The following is a 19,058-nucleotide window of genomic DNA, read 5'->3' as shown; positions in this document are numbered from 1 at the left end:
CCAACGGCCAACCCCACCGCCGTGGTTCCCGTGAAGTGGCCCTATCGTGACCGGCATGCAGTCCTACACGATCGGCCAGGCGGCACGGCTGCTCGGCGTCAGCCCGGACACCGCCCGCCGCTGGGCCGACGCGGGCCGGGTGGCCACCCATCGCGACGAGGCCGGCCGGCGCCTGATCGACGGCAAGGACCTGGCCGCGTTCTCCGTGGAGCTGGCCAGGTCGGGCAGCGGCGAGGAGGGCGCCGCCTACACCTCCGTCCGCAACGCCTTCCCGGGCATCGTCACCGCGATCAAGCTCGGCGACGTCGCCGCCCAGGTGGAGATCCAGGCGGGCCCGCACCGGCTGGTGTCGCTGCTGACCCGGGAGGCCGTCGAGGAGCTGGGCCTGGAGGTCGGCATGGAGGCCACCGCGCGCGTGAAGTCGACGAACGTGCACATCGACCGCGTCTGACCCGGCGCCGTCACCCGCACATCACCCGGGTCGCCCGGTCACCGGCCGCGGTCCCGAGCGGCGTGACGGCACCGCGGTGCAGGGCGGCGTGACGGCACCGTCGCCCCCCACCGCCACCGGCTTCCCCGGTGCCCCGATGGGCCGTGCACCGAGGAGCACTTCACGGAGCCGCCGCCGGCGCGCGACCGGACGTGGCCGGCGCCGGACCGCCGAACCGGTAGCGGCCGTCCACCCGGATCGCCGTGATCCCGCTGATGTGCCGGGCCCCGCACCGGTCCTGCGGGAGTACCAGCTGGGGTCCGGCCGCGTCCAGCGGGGTGTCGTCGATGCTGACGGCCAGCAGGACGGGCGCGTCGGCGAAGTCGGGGTCGATCTCGGCCCAGGACAGCACGGCGTGGTGGCCGTCGGTGCCGGTGACCGCGATGAGGAAGCGGAGCCGGTCCTTGCGCCGGGCCGGGTCGAACGCGGGTCCCGAGTCGGCGAGCACGTCGTACAGGCGCGGGCCGGCGAACCGGTGGTGCTGGATGCCGCTGGTCGCGCAGTCGAAGCTGACGGCCACCCGGTGCTGCGGCCAGTGGAGCAGCTGCGGCACGGTCAGCCGGACGGGCCGGGCCAGATCACCGGTCAGGACGAGTTCCGCGAGCGTCACCTGCGACCACCTCCCGCAGGACCGTACCCCCCGGCGAGCGCCGTGCAAACGCACATGCAAGCTACAAATCCCAAGTGCGCAGCTCATGCGATGCGACAGAAGACTTACACCTGGCAGATGCGGCAGTATCATCGCCGCACGGCCGTTGCCCGGCCGTGCCAGGGCGCGACACATGTTCCACAGAACCGAGGAGTAGAACCGTGATGACCCGTTCCGTGCGCCGGACCCGGCGGATGCTCCAGCTGGCCGGTGCGGGAGCCGCCGCCCTGATGGCACTCAGCGCCTGCTCCTCCTCGTCCGACTCGTCCGGCTCGTCGACCACCGAGTCCGGCACGTCGAACTCCGCCTCGCCGAAGCTCTCCGGCAACGTCACGGTGTTCGCCGCCGCCTCCCTCAAGGAGAGCTTCACGACCCTCGGCCAGGAGTTCGAGAAGCAGCACCCGGGCACCAAGGTCAGCTTCAACTTCGGCGGCAGCGACACCCTCGCCGCGAGCATCACCGGCGGCGCCCCGGCGGACGTGTTCGCCGCCGCCAGCCCGAAGACCATGGCGATCGTGACGGACAAGAAGGACGCGTCCGGCACCCCGGCCACCTTCGTCCGCAACCAGCTGGAGATCGCCACCCTGCCCGGCAACCCCGGCAAGGTCGCCTCCCTCAAGGACCTCACCAAGCCCGGCCTGAAGGTCGTCCTGTGCGACAAGACGGTGCCCTGCGGCGCCGCCGCGCAGAAGGCCCTGGAGGCCAGCAGCCTCAAGCTCACGCCGGTCTCCTACGAGCAGGACGTCAAGAGCGCCCTGAACAAGGTGGAGCTGAAGGAGGCCGACGCCGCGGTCGTGTACAAGACCGATGTGAAGTCGGCGGGTGACAAGGTGGAAGGCGTGGAGTTCCCCGAGTCGGCCAAGGCGATCAACGACTACCCGATCGTCCTGCTGAAGAACGCGCCGAACGCCGCGGCGGCCAAGGCGTTCATCGCCCTCGTGCAGTCCGCCGAGGGCCAGAAGGTGCTGAGCCAGGCCGGGTTCCTCAAGCCGTGACCTCGCTCGACAAGCCCGGCGCCGCGACCGACCCCCGCACGGGTCGGACGCGGCGCCGCCGCGCCGGTACGGGGGGCCGGCGCGGGGTGCCGTTGCCGCTGCTGCTTCCGGGCGTGCTGGCCCTGGCGTTCCTCCTGCTGCCGCTGGTCGCGCTGCTGATCCGCGCGCCCTGGCGCAGCCTGCCCGGCCAGCTGACCAGCACCGAGGTGTGGCAGGCGCTCCAGTTGTCGCTGGTCAGTGCCACCGCGGCGACCGCGGTCAGCCTGGTGCTCGGCGTGCCGCTGGCCTGGCTGCTGGCCCGCACGGAGTTCCCCGGCCGCGGCCTCGTACGGGCCCTGGTGACCCTGCCGCTCGTCCTGCCGCCGGTCGTCGGCGGTGTGGCCCTGCTCCTCGCCCTGGGCCGCAACGGGGTCATCGGCAAGTGGCTCGACGCCTGGTTCGGGATCACCCTGCCGTTCACCACCACAGGTGTCGTGATCGCGGAGGCGTTCGTGGCGATGCCGTTCCTGGTCATCAGCGTCGAGGGCACCCTGCGCGCCGCCGACCCGCGCTTCGAGGAGGCGGCGACCACGCTCGGCGCCTCCCGCTTCACCGCGTTCCGCCGGGTCACCCTGCCGCTGATCGCGCCCGGCGTCGCCGCGGGCGCCGTGCTGGCGTGGGCGCGTGCGCTCGGCGAGTTCGGCGCGACGATCACCTTCGCGGGCAACTTCCCGGGCCGCACCCAGACCATGCCCCTCGCGGTCTACCTCGCCCTGCAGAACGACCCGGAGGCCGCCGTCGCGCTGAGCCTGGTGCTGCTGGCCGTGTCGATCGCGGTGCTGGCCGGACTGCGCGACCGGTGGCTGACGGGGGCGTGAGCGTGCCGGAAGGATGGAAGCGGACCCTGCCGACGAAGGACCCTGTACGCATGACCGACATCGACGCCCCCGAGGCCGCCCTCCAGGTCGCGGGCCGGCAGGGGCTCGACGCCCGGCTCGTGGTGGAGCGCGGCGCGTTCCGGCTCGACGTGGCGCTGACGGCGGCGCCCGGGGACGTGGTCGCGCTGCTCGGCCCCAACGGCGCCGGCAAGACCACCGCCCTGCGCGTCCTCGCCGGTCTCGTCCCGCTGACCGACGGCCATCTGCTCCTCGACGGCACCTCGCTGGAGCGCGTCCCGCCGGAGTCCCGCCCGGTCGGCGTGGTCTTCCAGGACTACCTGCTCTTCCCGCACCTGTCCGCGCTGGACAACGTGGCCTTCGGGCCCCGCTGCCAGGGCATGGGGAAGGCGGCGGCCCGTGCCAGGGCCGCCGAGTGGCTGGAGCGCATGGGGCTCGCCGAGCACGCCGGTGCCAAGCCCCGCCGTCTCTCCGGCGGGCAGGCGCAGCGCGTGGCCGTCGCCCGCGCCCTGGCCACCCGGCCCCGGCTGCTGCTCCTGGACGAGCCGCTGGCCGCGCTGGACGCCCGTACCCGCCTGGAGGTCCGCGCCCAGCTCCGCCGCCACCTGGCCGAGTTCGAGGCGGTCGCCGTCCTGGTCACGCACGACCCGCTGGACGCGATGGTGCTCGCGGACCGGCTGGTGGTCGTGGAGCACGGCCAGGTCGTCCAGGAGGGCACTCCCGCCGACATCGCCCGGCACCCGCGCACGGACTACATCGCCCAGCTGGTCGGCCTCAACCTCTACCGGGGGCGGGCCGGGGGTCACACGGTGAAGCTGGAGGCCGGGCCCTCGATCACCACCACTGAGGAGCTGTCGGGGCCGGCCTTCGTGGCGTTCCCGCCGTCCGCGGTGACCCTGTTCCGGGACCGGCCCACGGGCGCCAGCGCCCGCAATCTGTGGCGCTGCGAGGTGGCCGGCCTGGAAACGCACGGCGACCAGATCCGCGCCGACCTCACGGGGGAACTCCCCCTGGCCGCCGACCTCACCACGGTCGCCGCCGCCGACCTGGACCTGCATCCGGGTGCACCGGTCTGGGCGACGGTCAAAGCGACTCAGACCCATGCATACCCCGCCTGAGCCGACCGGCCCTCTACGGTGGGTGCCCATGACCCTGAGCATCCGCAACCAGCTCCCCGGCACCGTCACCGCGGTCCAGCCGGGCGAGGCCATGGCCACCGTCCAGCTCCGCCTCGACGGCGGGCAGGAACTCACCGCGGCCATCACCCTGGAGGCCGCCGAAGAGCTGGCCCTCGCCCCGGGCTCGGCCGTCCGCGCCCTCGTGAAGTCGACCGAGGTCTCCCTCTCCACCCAGCGGGTCACGGGCCTGTCGATCCGCAACCAGCTCCCCGGCACGATCACCGGACTCAGGACCGGCGTCGTGATGGCCACCGTGAAGATCACCGTCGACGGCGGCAGGCTGACCGCGGCGATCACCAAGGACGCCGCCACCGACCTCGGCCTCTTCGTGGGCTCCGACGTGGTCGCCCTCATCAAGGCGACCGAGGTGGCCCTGGAGACGGCCTAGCACGGGCGAGGGCCCCGCCCGGAGATCCGGACGGGGCCCTCGGCCACGGCTCGCTCAGTCCTCGTAGGCGTCCAGCGGCGGGCAGGAGCACACCAGGTTGCGGTCACCGAAGGCCTGGTCGATGCGGCGCACCGGCGGCCAGTACTTGTCGGCGACCGAGACGCCGGCCGGGAAGACGGCGTCCTCGCGGCTGTAGGCGTGCGTCCACTCACCGCCGAGCGCGGCCGCGGTGTGCGGCGCGTTGCACAGCGGGTTGTCCTCCGCCGGCCACTCGCCCGAACCGACCTTCTCGATCTCCGCGCGGATGGCGATCATCGCGTCGCAGAACCGGTCCAGCTCGGAGATGTCCTCCGACTCGGTCGGCTCGATCATCAGCGTGCCGGCCACCGGGAAGGACATGGTGGGCGCGTGGAAGCCGTAGTCGATCAGGCGCTTGGCCACGTCGTCCACGCTCACACCGGTCGCCTTGGTCAGCGGGCGCAGGTCGATGATGCACTCGTGCGCGACCAGACCGCCGGGGCCGGTGTAGAGCACCGGGAAGTGCGGCTCCAGGCGCTTGGCGATGTAGTTCGCCGAGAGCACGGCCACCTGCGTGGCCCGCTTCAGGCCCTCGCCGCCCATCAGGCGGACGTACGCCCAGGAGATCGGCAGGATGCCCGCGGAGCCGAACGGCGCCGCCGAGATCGGACCGACGCCGGTCTCCGGGCCGGCCGCAGGCTGCAGCGGGTGGTTCGGCAGGTACGGCGCCAGGTGCGAGCGGACCGCGACCGGGCCGACGCCGGGGCCACCACCGCCGTGCGGGATGCAGAACGTCTTGTGCAGGTTCAGGTGGGAGACGTCGCCGCCGAAGTGACCGGGCTTGGCGAGGCCGACCAGCGCGTTGAGGTTGGCGCCGTCGACGTACACCTGGCCGCCGGCCTCGTGCACCTGGGCGCAGATGTCGGCGACGTGCTCCTCGAACACACCGTGCGTGGACGGGTAGGTGATCATCAGCACGGCCAGCTCGTCGCGGTGCTTCTCGATCTTCGCCCGCAGGTCCTCGACGTCGATCTCGCCGTCCTCGGCGGTCTTGACGACGACGACCTTCATGCCGGCCATGACCGCGCTGGCGGCGTTGGTGCCGTGCGCGGAGGACGGGATGAGGCAGATGGTCCGCTGGTCGTCGCCATTGGCACGGTGGTAGCCGCGCACCGCGAGCAGACCGGCCAGCTCGCCCTGCGAACCGGCGTTCGGCTGCAGGGAGACCTTGTCGTACCCGGTGACCTCGGCGAGACGCTCCTCCAGCTCGTGGATGAGCGTGAGGTAGCCCTCGGCCTGCTCGGCGGGCGCGAAGGGGTGCAGCTGGCCGAACTCGGGCCAGGTGACCGGCTCCATCTCGGTCGTCGCGTTGAGCTTCATGGTGCAGGAGCCCAGCGGGATCATGCCGCGGTCGAGCGCGTAGTCGCGGTCGGACAGCCTGCGCAGGTAGCGCAGCATCGCGGTCTCGGAGCGGTGCTCGTGGAAGACCGGGTGGGTGAGGTAGGCGTCGGTGCGCTGCATCGCCTCGGGCAGCGTGTCCGCGGCGACCGCGTCCAGCGCCTCGATGTCGCCCTCGACGCCGAAGGCGGACCAGACGGCGGCGAGCTGCGCCCGCACGGTGGTCTCGTCGCAGGCCAGCGAGACGTGGTCGGAGTCGACCAGGCGGAGGTTGACCCCGTTGTCCCGGGCGGCGGCGACGATCTCGGCCGCCTTGCCGGGCACACGAGCGGTCAGCGTGTCGAAGTAGGCGCCGTGGACGATCTCGACGCCGCCGGCCTTCAGGCCCTCGGCGAGGATCGTGGCGTAGCGGTGGGTGCGGCGGGCGATCGTCCGCAGCCCCTCGGGGCCGTGGTAGACGGCGTACATGCCGGCCATCACCGCGAGCAGCACCTGGGCGGTGCAGATGTTGCTGGTGGCCTTCTCACGGCGGATGTGCTGCTCACGGGTCTGCAGCGCGAGCCGGTAGGCCTTGTGGCCGTCCGCGTCGACGGACACACCGACGAGGCGTCCGGGAAGGCTGCGGGCGAACTTCTCGTGCACGGCCATGTAGCCGGCGTGCGGACCGCCGAAGCCCATCGGGACGCCGAAGCGCTGGGTGGTGCCGACCGCGATGTCCGCGCCCAGCTCGCCCGGCGAGGTGAGCAGGGTCAGCGCGAGCAGGTCGGCGGCGACGGTGACGAGCGCGCCCAGCTCGTGCGCCTGCTCGATGACGGGCTTGATGTCGCGTACGGCACCGGAGGCGCCGGGGTACTGGATCAGCACGCCGTTGATCTCGCGCGCCGCGATGTCGGCCGGGATGCCGTCGCTGAGGTCGGCGACGACGACCTCGACACCGGCCGGCTCGGCACGCGTCTCGATGACCGCGATGGTCTGCGGCAGCGCGTCCGCGTCGATCAGGAACAGGCCCTTCTTGTTCCTGCCCATGCGCCGGGACAGCGCCACGGCCTCGGCCGCGGCCGTGCCCTCGTCCAGCAGCGAGGCGCCGGAGGTGGGCAGGCCGGTCAGCTCGGCGACCACGGTCTGGAAGTTCAGCAGGGCCTCCAGGCGGCCCTGGGAGATCTCCGGCTGGTACGGCGTGTAGGCGGTGTACCAGGCCGGGTTCTCCATGACGTTGCGCAGGATGACCGGCGGGGTGAAGGTGCCGTAGTAGCCCAGGCCGATCATGGAGCCGAGAACCTGGTTGCGGTCGGCGAGCGAGCGCAGTTCGGCGAGCACCTCGGCCTCGGTGCGGGCACCCGGCAGGTCCAGGGCGTCGGCGTTCTTGATGACATCCGGAACCGCGGCGGCGGTCAGCTCGTCGAGGGAGCCGTAGCCGACCGAGGCGAGCATCTTGGCCCGCGCCTCGTGGTCGGGCCCGATGTGGCGCTGCTCGAAGGGGATGCCCGATTCGAGCTCGGCGAGCGGAATGCGGTGGGCGGTCATTGCGGAGGCCTCCTGGTCTGACGCGACCTTCGAGGGGCACCACGGCGCGGGTACCCCGACGGCCTCCCCCTCTGTCATCTCAACCTGAGAGCTTCACCAGGCGCCCGCGGACGCCGGCTTTCACCGTCGGTGAGGGCGGGAGCCGTCGACACCCGCCCTGCTTTCCAGAGTGACCTCGTCCGTGCGGTACGTGAGCCTGAGAGATTCCGGGGAGGATTTGCTCCTTCGGCGCCTCCGATGTGGTCGGAGGACTCTCCCGCACGGGGTCAGCAGCCGCTGTCAGCCTACCAGCGAGGTCAACACGGGAGCCCTCGAGTGGCCGCCTCCCTGAATGTGCTCTTTTGTAGTGCTTACGGATGAGTTGCGACCAAGTGGAGGGAGAGGGACCGTGCAGACCGACATCGATCCGCGCAACCTGATCGGCCGCAAGGCGTTCGACCGCGATGGCACCAAGATCGGCACCATCGACGAGGTGTATCTCGACGACGCCACCGGCGTGCCCGAATGGGCGGCCATACGCACCGGCCTTTTCTCCCGGGACGCGTTCGTCCCCCTGGAGCCCAGCGAACTCGTCGAGGGCACCCTCCACGTCCCGTTCGAGCGCGCCCTGATCAGGGACGCCCCCGACTTCGGCGTGGGCCGGCACCTCTCCCCCGAACAGGAACTCCAGCTCTACCACCACTACGGTCTCGACGTGGCCGGACCTCCCTCCGTACCGGACCACGACTTCGGCAAGCTGGCGGGCTCGGAGGAGGCCTGATCGCGGACCTCTTCCAGGGCCCCGGGCGGGTCGGCGCCCGACGGAACGAGCGGAGCCGGCGGGTGTGCGGGAGCCTGAACCAGCGGCAGGGGCTCGGCGGGCTCCAGCGCGGGATCGCCGACGGGGAACGTCCGCACGCGCCCCGGAGTGGCCTGCAGCGGCGTCTCGAACCGCACCGTGACCCGCCCCAGCCCGCTCCCCTGCACCCAGCCGGCTCCGTACTCCTCGTGCCGCACGTCCTGCCCCGCGCGCCAGTGCCGCTCGGCGGGTTCCGGCGGCACCGTCACGGCGTCGGCCACGGCCTCCCGCGGCTCCTCGGCCGCCCGCACCGGCATCGCCTGCGCGAACAGGTCCTCCTGTGTGTAGTCGGCGAGCCCGGAGACACCCACGCCGAGCAGCCGGACCCCGCCCGTGGTGTCCACCGAGTCCAGCAGCCGGGCCGCCGCCTCCCGGACGACCGCAGGATCGTCCGTGGGGCCTCTGAGAGTCTCCGAGCGGGTCAGGGTGGAGAAGTCGTACCGGCGCACCTTCAGCACGATGGTCCGCCCGGACAGCCCGGCGCCGCGCAGCCGGCCCACGCACCGGTCGGCGAGCCGCTGCACCTCCAGGGCGATGCGCAGCCGGTCGTGGATGTCCACGTCGTAGGTGTCCTCGACCGACACCGACTTCGCCTCGCGCTCGGCCACCACCGGCCGCTCGTCGCGAGCCAGGGCCATCGCGTACAGCGCCTGCCCGTGCGCCTTGCCGACCAGCCGTACGAGTTCGTCCTCACCCGCCTCGGCCAGCTCATCGACCGTGGTGATCCCCGCCCGCCGCAGATGGTCGCCCGTGGCCGGCCCCACCCCCGGCAGGGTGCGCACCGGCATCGGCCCCAGCAGCGCCCGCTCGGTCCCCGGCTCGATGAGCACCAGCCCGTCCGGCTTGGCCTGCTCGGAGGCGATCTTCGCGAGCATCTTGGACGCGGCCAGGCCCACCGACCCGGTCAGCCCCGTCACCGCGCGGATGTCCGCGCGCAGCCTGACGCCCGTCAGCTGCGCCGACTCCGCGTCCCAGGCCACTCCCCCGGCCTCCAGGTCGACGAACGCCTCGTCCAGGCTGAGCGGCTCCACCAGCGGCGACAGCTCACGCAGCAGCGCCATCACCTGCTCGCTGATCGACCGGTACAGGGTGAAGCGCGGCACGAGGTACGCGGCGTTGGGCGCCAGCCTGCGGGCCTGGGCCATGGGCATCGCCGAATGCACTCCGAAGACCCGAGCCTCGTACGACGCGGTGGCCACCACACCGCGCGGCCCGAGCCCGCCCACGACGACCGCTTTCCCGCGCAGGCTCGGCTTGGACGCCTGCTCCACCGAGGCGTAGAAGGCATCCATGTCGAGATGCAGGATCGTGGGCGCGTTTCTCACATCTCCGATGCTGCACCACGGCACTGACAACGCGGTGGCGCGGGAGCGCGCCCGGTGGGACCGGTTGTCAGACCGCCCGGTTGCGGCGCCGCGCCAGCTCGTCCGCGGGGTTGGGACCCACGAGGGTCTCGCCCGTGTCGACGCGCTCGCCGTGCAGCTGCGAGAGGGCGCTCTCCACGTCCCGCCACACCACGCCGACCGCGATCCCGAAGATGCCCTGACCGCCCTGGAGCAGAGCGTGGACCTCGTCCGGCGAGGTGCACTCGTAGACGGTGGCGCCGTCGCTCATGAGGGTCATGCGCTCCAGGTCACGAAAACCGCGCTCCCTGAGGTGCTGCACGGCCGTGCGGATGTTCTGGAGCGAGACCCCGGTGTCCAGGAACCGCTTGACGATCTTCAGGACGACGACGTCCCGGAAGCTGTACAGACGCTGGCTCCCCGACCCGTACGCGGGCCGCACACTCGGCTCGACCAGGCCCGTGCGGGCCCAGTAGTCGAGCTGCCGGTACGTGATTCCGGCCGCCGCGCAGGCCGTGGGCCCCCGGTAGCCGATCTCCTCGGACGTCATCGACGCCGCCCCTCCGCCGTCCGGCACCGCCGTCGGCCGCTGCGGAGCGTGATCCACCGCGCTGCTGTGAACCGGGTACGGACCGCTCTCCCCGAGACCGCGCACGGGAGCACCCCCAGCCGTACCGTCGCCGCTGGTTCTCACGCCGACCTCCGTCCTTGACCTGCCTTCTCGACGGTAGGCAGTCACCAGGGGTGCGTCAACGATCGCCACACTCGGCACGCCGAGTGATAATCACCCAAGGAGTGGTTTCCCGTGTCCCACCGCGGGGAAAGGCTAGCCGAATGCGCTCGCGGAGAGCCTTGAGACGCTCTCAATGGCCGGTGGCAATTGCCCGCGGGAGCAGTCCCGAAACACCCTCGGTCGAACCCTGGAAGGCCTGGTCCGGCGGGCCGAGCCGACTCTCGCCGACCGCCGGCGCCCGCCCCCGGATCGCGCTCACCGACCGCGCGTGCTCACTGGCTGCTGGTGCCGAAGTCCTCGGGCGAGATCTGGTCGAGGAACTCGCGGAACTTCTCCACCTCGTCCTCCTGCTCGTCCGGAATCGCGATGCCCGCGTCGTCCAGCACCGTGTCGCTGCCGTAGATCGGCGTCCCCGTGCGCAGGGCCAGCGCTATGGCATCGGAGGGACGGGCACTGACCTCGACACCGCTGGCGAAGACCAGCTCGGCGTAGAAGACGCCTTCCCGCAGGTCGGTGATGCGTACTTCGGTCAGCTCCTGGCCGACAGCCTCCAGCACGTCCTTGAACAGGTCGTGGGTCAGCGGCCTGGCGGGCGCCATGCCCTGCTGGGCGAAAGCGATCGCCGTCGCCTCCCCCGGCCCGATCCAGATGGGGAGGTAACGGTCGCCCCCCACTTCGCGCAGGAGCACGATCGGTTGGTTGGAGGGCATTTCGACCCGGACACCTACGACATCGAGCTCGTTCACACAGCAACCCTAGGCCGTGCCCGGGATGTTTGGGTAGTCGGGCCGGGAACAGGTGCCCGATCCGGTCGCCTGCGACGCCGTCCGTCAGGGAAGCCGCACCCCGAGAGCGTTCTTCACCATGGCCGCGTGCAGCTTCACCGTGAGCGCGGCCAGCTCCTTCGTACGAGCCTCGGCATGCGCCCTGGTCTGCGGGTTCCGATGGCGCTTGAGCGGCGCCACCACCTGGTCGACGAGGCCGGCCTCGCGGTCGGCGGCCGCCTTCATCACCCGGAGGTGGCGCGGCTCGATCCCGAAGCGCCCCAGCTCGGAGACGAGCGAGGCGACGGTGACGGCCTCCGCGTCGTAGGCCCCGTCCGCCAGCGGAGCGATGAGCCCGTAGGACTCCCACTCCTTCAGTTCGCCCTCGTCGATGTCCGCGGCCGCGAGCAGCTCGGCCCTGCCGAGCCGCGCCACCGTGCGCTCCTCCCGCGACTCCGGTGTCTCGTCCCCGGTGCGCTGGCGGCCCACCACGGGCAGCTGCACGGCCTCGCCGCGCTCCATGGCGTCCAGGTGCTCGCGGATCACCTTGAGCGGCAGATAGTGGTCCCGCTGCATTCTCAGGACGTGTCCGAGACGCTCGACGTCACCGGGACCGAACTTGCGGTACCCCGAAGGGGTCCGCTGCGGCTCGATCAGCCCCTCCGACTCCAGAAAGCGGATCTTGGAGATCGTGACTTCGGGAAACTCGTCGCGCAGCGCATTCAGCACCGCGCCGATGCTCATCAGCCCACTGTCCCTGGCGGCGGTACCGCTTCCGGCACCGCCGCTCGGTGTTTGAACCATGGACCTTCCCTGTGGGGTCCCCCCGGACCGGGTCCGGGGGTGGGTCAGATGCCCTGCCGGCTCGCGTAGAACACCAGCCGGTACTTGCCGATCTGCACCTCGTCACCGTTCTGCAGGGCGACCTGGTCGATCCGCTCGCGGTTGACGTACGTGCCGTTCAGGCTGCCCACGTCGGCCACGGTGAACGAGCCGTCCGGGGAGCGACGGAACTCCACGTGCCGACGCGAGACCGTCACGTCGTCCAGGAAGATGTCGCTCTGCGGGTGACGACCGGCCGTCGTCAGGTCGCTGTCCAGCAGGAAGCGGCTGCCCGAGTTCGGTCCCCGGCGCACCACCAGCAGGGCGGAGCCCAGCGGCAGCGCGTCCACCGCGGCCTGTGCCTCCGGCGACAGCATCGGCACCGCCGTCTGGCCGGTCACCTCGGCGTCGTAGGCCTCGATGCCGGAGATCGAGATCGTGGACGTCGTTTCGGAGGCGCGCTCGGGCGCCACTCCGGCGCGCAGCGGCGCACCGCAGTTGGAACAGAAGCGGGCGTTGTCCGCGTTGCGGTTGCCGCACCTCGTACACACCAGGGCCGACATCGACGGATCCTCCTGCCGCGGCTGCCCCGCCGGGGCGTTGGACGCGTACGGGTCCGGAGCGAACCCTCCACCCGTACCTGAGGTTGAAGGTTGCCCGAAACCTATGCCGCCGGACTGGGCAGGGTCAACTGACGGCGCGCCCTGACCTCCCGAAATGTCACCGCCCGGACCAGTCACCTGGTCCCGGAACAATGGGCGCTGGCCCTGCGCGTCGGGCTGTGCGCGATGACGAGCGGTCGCGTTGTCGCTGCCCTCTCGCGCGCTCTTGCCGAACAACTTCGCAAACAACTTCACGGGCGATTCCCCTTGACCGAAACAGACCCGCCCGTGGGGCAGGACGAACCCTGATTGCCTACACCGGACGACCCGGACATCCTCACAACGTCCGTGCCCACCAGACAGTTTCCACCACGCACCACCCCATTGATGCGCCGACCCCCCGCAACCTCATGCCCCTGTGGGACGTCCCCCATGCACCGCCGGTTCACTGGGAGGACGACCGAGCGTAGTCAGGCCGCTTCGCCTGCCGCAAGGCGTCCACGACGATCTTGTCCGACCGCTCCACGGTCACCGTGGCCTGCTCCTTCTCCAGAGTCTGCACCACGCCTCCCGGAATGTTCAGCGCCGGCTCGAGGTCCTCCGGCTTGCCGATGACCTTGAAACGATAGGGCGCGTTGATCTTGTTCCCGTCCACGTTCACACTCTTGCCCGAGTCCGTGAAGTAGGTGTTGGCCACCACACGAACCCCGTTGACCTGGATCGCCTCCGCGCCCGCCGCGCGCAGCTCCTGGATCGAATCGAGCAGCATGTCCGCCTGGACCGTCCCCTTCGTGTCACCGACCGTCATCGTGATGCCGGGACCCTGGGCCGCCACGGTGCCCGCCAGGATGCCGAGTTGCTTCTCCTTCTCGGCGGTCTGCTTGCGTGCCTCCGCGGCCTGGTCGGAGCTGCTCTGCAGCTCCTGACTCTGCTTCTCGAGCCCCTGCTTCTCGTCCTCAAGACGCTGGGTACGCGAATCCAGTTCATCGAGGATGCGAACAAGATCCTCCTGGCGCGCGCCGCGCAGGGCGCTGTCACTGTCGCTGTTCGACGCCACCTGAACGGCCAGGCCGAAGCCGAGACCGAACAGCAGCAAGGCGACTATGAGTTGGGCGCGGGTGAGCCGCGGCGGCCACAGGCCCTTGACCAGGCGGTCCCGGCCGGTGACAGGCTCCTGCGCCTGCTCCTCGGCCGCCTGACCGGCGCCGGGCGCCTGAGCCGGGACCTCGGCCGGCAGCTCCTTGCGCAGCCGGTTCTCCGGCGGCGCGCCCCGGCCGTCCCGCTCGCCCCCGGCGTCCCGCACGCTCAGGCCGTTCCGCGTGTCCCGGCCGTCCCGCTCGCTCACACCGTGCCGCTCACTCACGCCGTCCCGCTCGCTCCGGCCGTTCTGCTCGTCACGGCCCTGCTCGCCGTACCCGGCCGGCTGATCGTTCCGCTCCGGCCCGTCGTTGCGCTTGCTCTGCTCGTTCATCGCCTCACGCCCGGAACACGTGCCGCCGGATCGCCGCGGCGTTGGAGAAGATCCGGATGCCGAGGACGACCACGACACCCGTGGACAGCTGCGCGCCCACGCCCAACTTGTCGCCCAGGAAGACGATCAGCGCGGCGACGACCACGTTGGACAGGAACGACACGACGAACACCTTGTCGTCGAAGATCCCGTCGAGCATGGCCCGCAGACCGCCGAAGACGGCGTCCAGCGCCGCGACGACGGCGATCGGCAGATAAGGCTCGACGACCGCCGGAACCTCGGGCCGGACCAACAGGCCGGCCACGACTCCCACGACGAGGCCCAGTACGGCGATCACGATGTGCCCTTCTCAGTCTTGTCGGCCTTATCGGCGCTTGGCTGTGCTGTGCGTACGATCACACTCGGTGCGGCGGGCAACCGGACGTCGCCCTGCGTGGAGACGGTGGCGCGGATGCCGTAGTTCTGCTCCAGAGCATGCAGGTACAGCCCGTCCGCGCTGTTCTGGAACCTGGTGCTCAACCTCTCCCCGTCCCCCACCGCCAGCACCGTGTACGGCGGCACCAGCGGCCTGTTGTCGACCAGTATCGCGTCACCCGCGGCCCTGATCGCGGACAGGGCGGTCAGCCGCTGCCCGTTGACGGAGATGGCCTCGGCCCCGGAGGCCCACAGCCCGTTGACCACGCGCTGCATGTCGCGGTCACGCACCCGGCCGGTGTCGGAGAACCCCGCCGTCTCACGCGGATTGGTCCCGTCCCCGCCGGTGCTGGCCTCCTTGGCGTCGTTCACGACGAGCTTGACGCCCGGCCCGTGCACCTCGGTGGCACCCGACAGCATCCCCACCAGGTCCGCCTCGGCGCTGCCGCCGCTCGACCTCAGCGCCGCCCGCTGACGCGCGCTGACGTCGTCGCGCAGCTTGTCGACGCTGCCCTCGAGCTTGTCCGCGCTCGCCGTCTCGCTGTCGATGCGGTCGATCAGCTCCTGGCGCTCCTTGGCGACCACGGGCGCCGCCACATGCGCCTGTGCGGCCCCAACGGTCACGACCAGCGCCGCGAGCACGAGACCGGCCGCGAGGCCCAGCTTCGCCCTCAGGGTCTTCGGCAGACCGCCCTCACCCTCGGACTTCCTCCGGGCAGCGGCCTCGGCGTACCCGTCGTCGAGGCTGTGGTCCATGACGTTGGTGATCAACGACATGGAGGCGTCCGGGCGCTGCGGCCGCGTGGGGCTGCTCCGAACGGGGGGTTGCTGCGGCATGCCGCACATAGTCGCATGTCGCATGCCGTTACTCCGAACGGCCCCACCGGCGTGCCGGACAGGCCCCCTTGGGGACACTTGTCCGGCACGCACGCGTGCAGCGGTTTTTCAGCTCGTCCTACCGCCCGGCGCTGTCCACCACGGCCGACCACTCGTCCAGCAGGGCCTGTGCGGACGCGTCGTCGGGGCCCTCGGCCCACAGGTGGGTGACCGCCTCGGCCGGGTCGGGCAGCACCATCACCCAGCGCCCGTCCGTCTCGACGACCCGCACACCGTCCGTCGTGTCCACGGAACGATCGCCCGCCGCCTCGACCACCCGCCGCATCACCAGTCCCTTGACGGCCCACGGCGTGGCCAGGTCCCGCTTGAGGACGTGCGCCCGCGGGATCCGCGCGTCGATCTGGCTCAGCGTGAGCTGTGTGCGCGCGACCAGACCGATCAGCCGTACGAAGGCGGCCGTGCCGTCGTACACGCTGCTGAACTCGGGGACGATGAAGCCGCCCTTGCCGTCACCGCCGAAGATGGTGCCCTCCTCGCCACCGACCCGGGTGAGGTCGTCGGGCGAGGTGGTGGTCCACTCGACCTGGGTGCCGTGATACGCGGCCACCTGCTCGGCGATCCGGGTCGTGGTGACGGGCAGCGCCACCCGCCCGCTGCGCCGCTCCGCGGCCACCAGGTCCAGCATCACGAGCAGCGCCCGGTCGTCCTCGATGATCCGGCCCTTCTCGTCCACGAGCGACAGGCGCTCGCCGACCGGGTCGAACCGCACGCCGAACGCGGCACCGGAGGACGCGACGATCTCGCCCAGCCGCACCAGCCCGCTGCGCCGCACCTCGGCCGTCTCGGTGGGCCTGGACTCGTCGAGACCGGGGTTGATGGTCAGCGAGTCCACACCGAGCTTGCCGAGCAGGCTGGGCAGCACCAGACCGGCACTGCCGTTCGAGGCGTCGACGACGACCTTCATACCGGACTCCGCGATCCCGGTCGTGTCAACGTTCCGCAGCAGCGATCCGGCGTACGAGTCGAAGACGCTCGCCGGGAAGTACAGGTCGCCGATCTCACCGGGGAACGCCCGGCGGTACTCCTGCCGCGCGAACACCCGGTCCAGCTTCCGCTGGCTTCCCTGTGACAGGTCCGCGCCCTGCCCGTCGAAGAACATGATGTCGACCGAGTCCGGGACACCGGGCGAAGTACGGATCATGATGCCGCCGGCGCTGCCGCGCGCGGTCTGCTGCCGGGCCACCGGCAGCGGCACGTTCTCCAGGTCCCGCACGTCGATGGCGCTCGCCTGGAGCGCGGAGATGACCGCGCGCTTGAGCGCCCGCGCGCCTCGGGAGTGGTCACGGGCGGTGGTGACCGTGGAGCCCTTCTTGAGGGTGGTCGCATAGGCGCCGGCGAGCCTCACCGCCAGCTCGGGGGTGATCTCCACGTTCAGGATGCCGGTCACCCCTCGGGCGCCGAACAGATGCGCCTGTCCCCTGGACTCCCAGATGACCGAGGTGTTGACGAAGGCGCCGGCCTCGATGGTCTTGAACGGGTAGACGCGGACATTGCCCTGAACGATCGATTCTTCACCGATCAGGCACTCGTCACCGATGACCGCACCGTCCTCGATCCGGGCGGCACGCATGATGTCGGTGTTCTTGCCGACGACACAGCCGCGCAGATTGCTGTGCTGGCCGACGTAGACGTTGTCGTGCACAACGGCCTTGTGCAGGAAGGCGCCGCTCTTCACGACGACGTTCGAGCCCACGACGGTGTGCTCGCGGATCTCCGCACCGGCCTCGACCTTCGCGTAGTCCCCGATGTACAGCGGTCCGCGCAGCACCGCGTCGGGGTGCACCTCGGCGCCCTCCGCGACCCACACACCCGGGGAGATCTCGAAGCCGTCGATGTCGACGTTGACCTTGCCCTCGAGAACGTCGGCCTGGGCCTTCACATAGCTCTCGTGCGTGCCGACGTCCTCCCAGTAGCCCTCGGCCACATATCCGTAAATCGGCTTGCCTTCCTTCATCAGCTGAGGGAAGACGTCACCGGACCAGTCGACCGGAACATCGGCTTCGACGTAGTTGAAGACCTCGGGCTCCATGACATAGATGCCCGTGTTGACGGTGTCGGAGAAGACCTGGCCCCAGGTCGGCTTCTCCAGGAAGCGCTCGACCTGTCCTTCCTCGTCGACGATGGTGATGCCGAACTCCAGCGGATTGGGCACCCGGGTCAGACAGACGGTGACCAGCGCGCCCTTTTCCTTGTGGAAGTTGATCAGCTCAGTGAGGTCGAAGTCGGTGAGGGCATCACCGGAGATGACGAGGAAGGCATCGTCTTTCAACGCCTCTTCGGCGTTCTTGACGCTTCCGGCGGTACCGAGTGGCTTCTCCTCATTGGCATAGGTGAGCTCCATTCCGAGCTCCTCGCCGTCACCGAAGTAGTTCTTGACGAGCGATGCCAGGAACTGCACGGTGACCACGGTCTCGTTGAGCCCGTGCCTTTTGAGCAGCCGTAGCACGTGCTCCATGATCGGGCGGTTCGCCACGGGCAGGAGCGGCTTGGGCATGCTAGAGGTCATGGGGCGCAGGCGAGTGCCTTCGCCCCCGGCCATCACGACGGCCTTCATGTCGGAAGCGTCCTCCTCCAAGAGACGACGGTCTAGCCGACTTCACCCGTCCAGATTGTCCCGCACTTTTCCACCGCGGGCCATCGAGGCGTTACGTCAGGACAATGGGAGCTCAGTCGGCCATGGCGTCCGCACGCACCAAACGGCGGACCTGTACCACGTAGAGCACTCCTGCCCACCAGTAGAGGGTTGTACCCCACCCGGCGAACGCCCATCCGAAAATGGCAGCCAGTGACGCGATCCAACCATGTCCGTCGCTGAGGAGCAGGAGCGGGAAGGCGTACATCAGGTTGAACGTGGCGGCCTTCCCGAGGAAGTTCACCTGGGGCGGCGGATAGCCGTGCCGGCGGAGGATTCCCACCATCACCAGGAGCATCAGCTCGCGGGCGAGCAGGAGGGCGGTGAGCCACACCGGGAGGATCTCGCGCCAGGTGAGGCCGAGCAGCGTGGAAAGCACGTACAGCCGGTCGGCGGCGGGGTCCAGGAGCCGGCCGAGGCTGCTGATCTGATTCCACCGCCGGGCGAGCTTGCCGTCGAGGTAGTCGCTGATCCCGCTGAAAGCCAGCACGAGGAGAGCCCAGCCGTCGCTCTTGGGGCCCCCGAACTCCGGCCTGAGGATCAACCACAGGAAGACGGGTACGCCGACGAGCCGCGCCATGCTGAGGATGTTGGGGATGGTGAGGACCCGGTCCGTCTGGACACGGGTCTCCTGGACCTCCACCCGGGGGCCTCCTGAGGGAAACGAACCAACGATGCCCCCTGACCTTACCTCAACGCAAAAAAGCTCCGACTCTCGGGCGGTGAGCCCAAGAGCCGGAGCTTTAAAAGGAGTTCGGCGGTGTCCTACTCTCCCACAGGGTCCCCCCTGCAGTACCATCGGCGCTGTGAGGCTTAGCTTCCGGGTTCGGAATGTAACCGGGCGTTTCCCTCACGCTATGACCACCGAAACACTATGAAACTGTCAACCAACCACGTGTGGCAACGTGGGGCTGTTCGTGGTTTCAGAACCAACACAGTGGACGCGAGCAACTGAGGACAAGCCCTCGGCCTATTAGTACCGGTCACCTCCACCAGTTACCTGGCTTCCAGATCCGGCCTATCAACC

At 70.4% G+C, this 19,058-nt stretch carries 18 protein-coding genes, 1 rRNA gene and 1 riboswitch; of the genes, 6 read left to right on the top strand and 13 right to left on the bottom strand.

Annotation, left to right across the window (positions count from 1 at the left end; all coding sequences use genetic code 11):
- Positions 1-55 precede the first annotated feature (55 nt).
- A complete protein-coding gene (locus tag ACZ7FF_RS15960) occupies positions 56-451 on the top strand; it encodes a TOBE domain-containing protein (protein WP_470812788.1) in 396 nt (131 codons plus the stop codon).
- A gap of 160 nt (positions 452-611) precedes the next feature.
- On the opposite strand, the gene ACZ7FF_RS15955 is transcribed toward ACZ7FF_RS15960, so the two are convergent.
- The gene (locus ACZ7FF_RS15955; protein ID WP_470812787.1) at positions 612-1,100 is read right to left on the bottom strand and encodes a molybdopterin-dependent oxidoreductase; all 489 of its coding nucleotides are present in this window, start codon (positions 1,098-1,100) and stop codon (positions 612-614) included.
- A gap of 203 nt (positions 1,101-1,303) precedes the next feature.
- Between ACZ7FF_RS15955 and modA the strand changes: the two genes are divergently transcribed.
- From modA to ACZ7FF_RS15935, 4 genes are read left to right on the top strand one after another with little or no spacing between them, the layout of a single operon-like run.
- On the top strand, positions 1,304-2,134 hold the full coding sequence (gene modA, locus ACZ7FF_RS15950; RefSeq protein ID WP_470812786.1) for a molybdate ABC transporter substrate-binding protein: 831 nt from the start codon (positions 1,304-1,306) through the stop codon (positions 2,132-2,134).
- Complete coding sequence (gene modB / locus ACZ7FF_RS15945) at positions 2,131-2,991, top strand: molybdate ABC transporter permease subunit (protein WP_470812785.1); 861 nt, start codon at positions 2,131-2,133, stop codon at positions 2,989-2,991. Before modA ends, modB begins: the two co-directional genes overlap by 4 nt.
- Positions 2,992-3,041: 50 nt before the next feature.
- Positions 3,042-4,127, top strand: a complete 1,086-nt coding sequence (locus ACZ7FF_RS15940; protein ID WP_470812784.1) for an ABC transporter ATP-binding protein — start codon at positions 3,042-3,044, stop codon at positions 4,125-4,127.
- Positions 4,128-4,155: 28 nt separating this feature from the next.
- Positions 4,156-4,575 (top strand): TOBE domain-containing protein, encoded by a 420-nt coding sequence (locus ACZ7FF_RS15935; protein ID WP_470812783.1) that lies wholly within the window; start codon positions 4,156-4,158, stop codon positions 4,573-4,575.
- 54 nt (positions 4,576-4,629) lie between these two features.
- Here the strand turns inward: ACZ7FF_RS15935 and gcvP are convergent, their stop codons facing one another.
- Positions 4,630-7,515: an aminomethyl-transferring glycine dehydrogenase gene (gcvP, locus tag ACZ7FF_RS15930; protein WP_470812782.1), complete on the bottom strand. Its 2,886-nt coding sequence runs from the start codon at positions 7,513-7,515 to the stop codon at positions 4,630-4,632.
- Positions 7,516-7,689: 174 nt separating this feature from the next.
- Positions 7,690-7,784, bottom strand: a riboswitch (glycine riboswitch).
- A gap of 119 nt (positions 7,785-7,903) precedes the next feature.
- On the opposite strand from gcvP, the gene ACZ7FF_RS15925 reads away from it, so the two are divergent.
- On the top strand, positions 7,904-8,275 hold the full coding sequence (locus ACZ7FF_RS15925) for a PRC-barrel domain-containing protein (protein WP_470812781.1): 372 nt from the start codon (positions 7,904-7,906) through the stop codon (positions 8,273-8,275).
- Here the strand turns inward: ACZ7FF_RS15925 and ACZ7FF_RS15920 are convergent.
- From ACZ7FF_RS15920 to rrf, 11 genes are all read right to left on the bottom strand, one after another.
- Positions 8,197-9,678, bottom strand: coding sequence for a DNA polymerase IV (locus ACZ7FF_RS15920; protein WP_470812780.1), 1,482 nt, complete (start codon positions 9,676-9,678; stop codon positions 8,197-8,199). The genes ACZ7FF_RS15925 and ACZ7FF_RS15920 overlap by 79 nt on opposite strands.
- 67 nt (positions 9,679-9,745) lie before the next feature.
- Positions 9,746-10,390, bottom strand: a complete 645-nt coding sequence (locus ACZ7FF_RS15915; RefSeq protein ID WP_470812779.1) for a MerR family transcriptional regulator — start codon at positions 10,388-10,390, stop codon at positions 9,746-9,748.
- Between the two features lie 311 nt (positions 10,391-10,701).
- On the bottom strand, positions 10,702-11,175 hold the full coding sequence (locus tag ACZ7FF_RS15910; protein WP_026253112.1) for a bifunctional nuclease family protein: 474 nt from the start codon (positions 11,173-11,175) through the stop codon (positions 10,702-10,704).
- Positions 11,176-11,259: 84 nt separating this feature from the next.
- Positions 11,260-11,997 carry a transcriptional regulator FtsR gene (ftsR, locus tag ACZ7FF_RS15905; protein WP_470812778.1) on the bottom strand — a complete coding sequence of 246 codons (738 nt, stop codon included), beginning with the start codon at positions 11,995-11,997 and terminating at the stop codon, positions 11,260-11,262.
- Between the two features lie 44 nt (positions 11,998-12,041).
- Positions 12,042-12,872: an FHA domain-containing protein gene (locus ACZ7FF_RS15900; protein WP_470812777.1), complete on the bottom strand. Its 831-nt coding sequence runs from the start codon at positions 12,870-12,872 to the stop codon at positions 12,042-12,044.
- Between the two features lie 190 nt (positions 12,873-13,062).
- Positions 13,063-14,088, bottom strand: coding sequence for a DUF881 domain-containing protein (locus ACZ7FF_RS15895; RefSeq protein ID WP_470812776.1), 1,026 nt, complete (start codon positions 14,086-14,088; stop codon positions 13,063-13,065).
- Positions 14,089-14,092: 4 nt separating this feature from the next.
- The gene (locus ACZ7FF_RS15890) at positions 14,093-14,425 is read right to left on the bottom strand and encodes a small basic family protein (RefSeq protein ID WP_003988855.1); all 333 of its coding nucleotides are present in this window, start codon (positions 14,423-14,425) and stop codon (positions 14,093-14,095) included.
- Positions 14,422-15,348 carry a DUF881 domain-containing protein gene (locus ACZ7FF_RS15885; protein WP_470813088.1) on the bottom strand — a complete coding sequence of 309 codons (927 nt, stop codon included), beginning with the start codon at positions 15,346-15,348 and terminating at the stop codon, positions 14,422-14,424. The genes ACZ7FF_RS15890 and ACZ7FF_RS15885 overlap by 4 nt, the downstream gene beginning before the upstream one ends.
- Before the next feature lie 109 nt (positions 15,349-15,457).
- Positions 15,458-17,953 (bottom strand): sugar phosphate nucleotidyltransferase, encoded by a 2,496-nt coding sequence (locus ACZ7FF_RS15880; RefSeq protein ID WP_470812775.1) that lies wholly within the window; start codon positions 17,951-17,953, stop codon positions 15,458-15,460.
- Between the two features lie 112 nt (positions 17,954-18,065).
- Positions 18,066-18,674 (bottom strand): CDP-alcohol phosphatidyltransferase family protein, encoded by a 609-nt coding sequence (locus ACZ7FF_RS15875; protein WP_470812774.1) that lies wholly within the window; start codon positions 18,672-18,674, stop codon positions 18,066-18,068.
- Positions 18,675-18,783: 109 nt separating this feature from the next.
- Positions 18,784-18,900, bottom strand: a 5S ribosomal RNA gene (gene rrf / locus ACZ7FF_RS15870).
- Positions 18,901-19,058 lie beyond the last annotated feature (158 nt).

It is taken from the genome of Streptomyces sp. NPDC037126, assembly GCF_055605965.1.
Note: the sequence above shows the minus strand (reverse complement) of the source record. Positions and strands in the feature narration are given on the sequence as shown.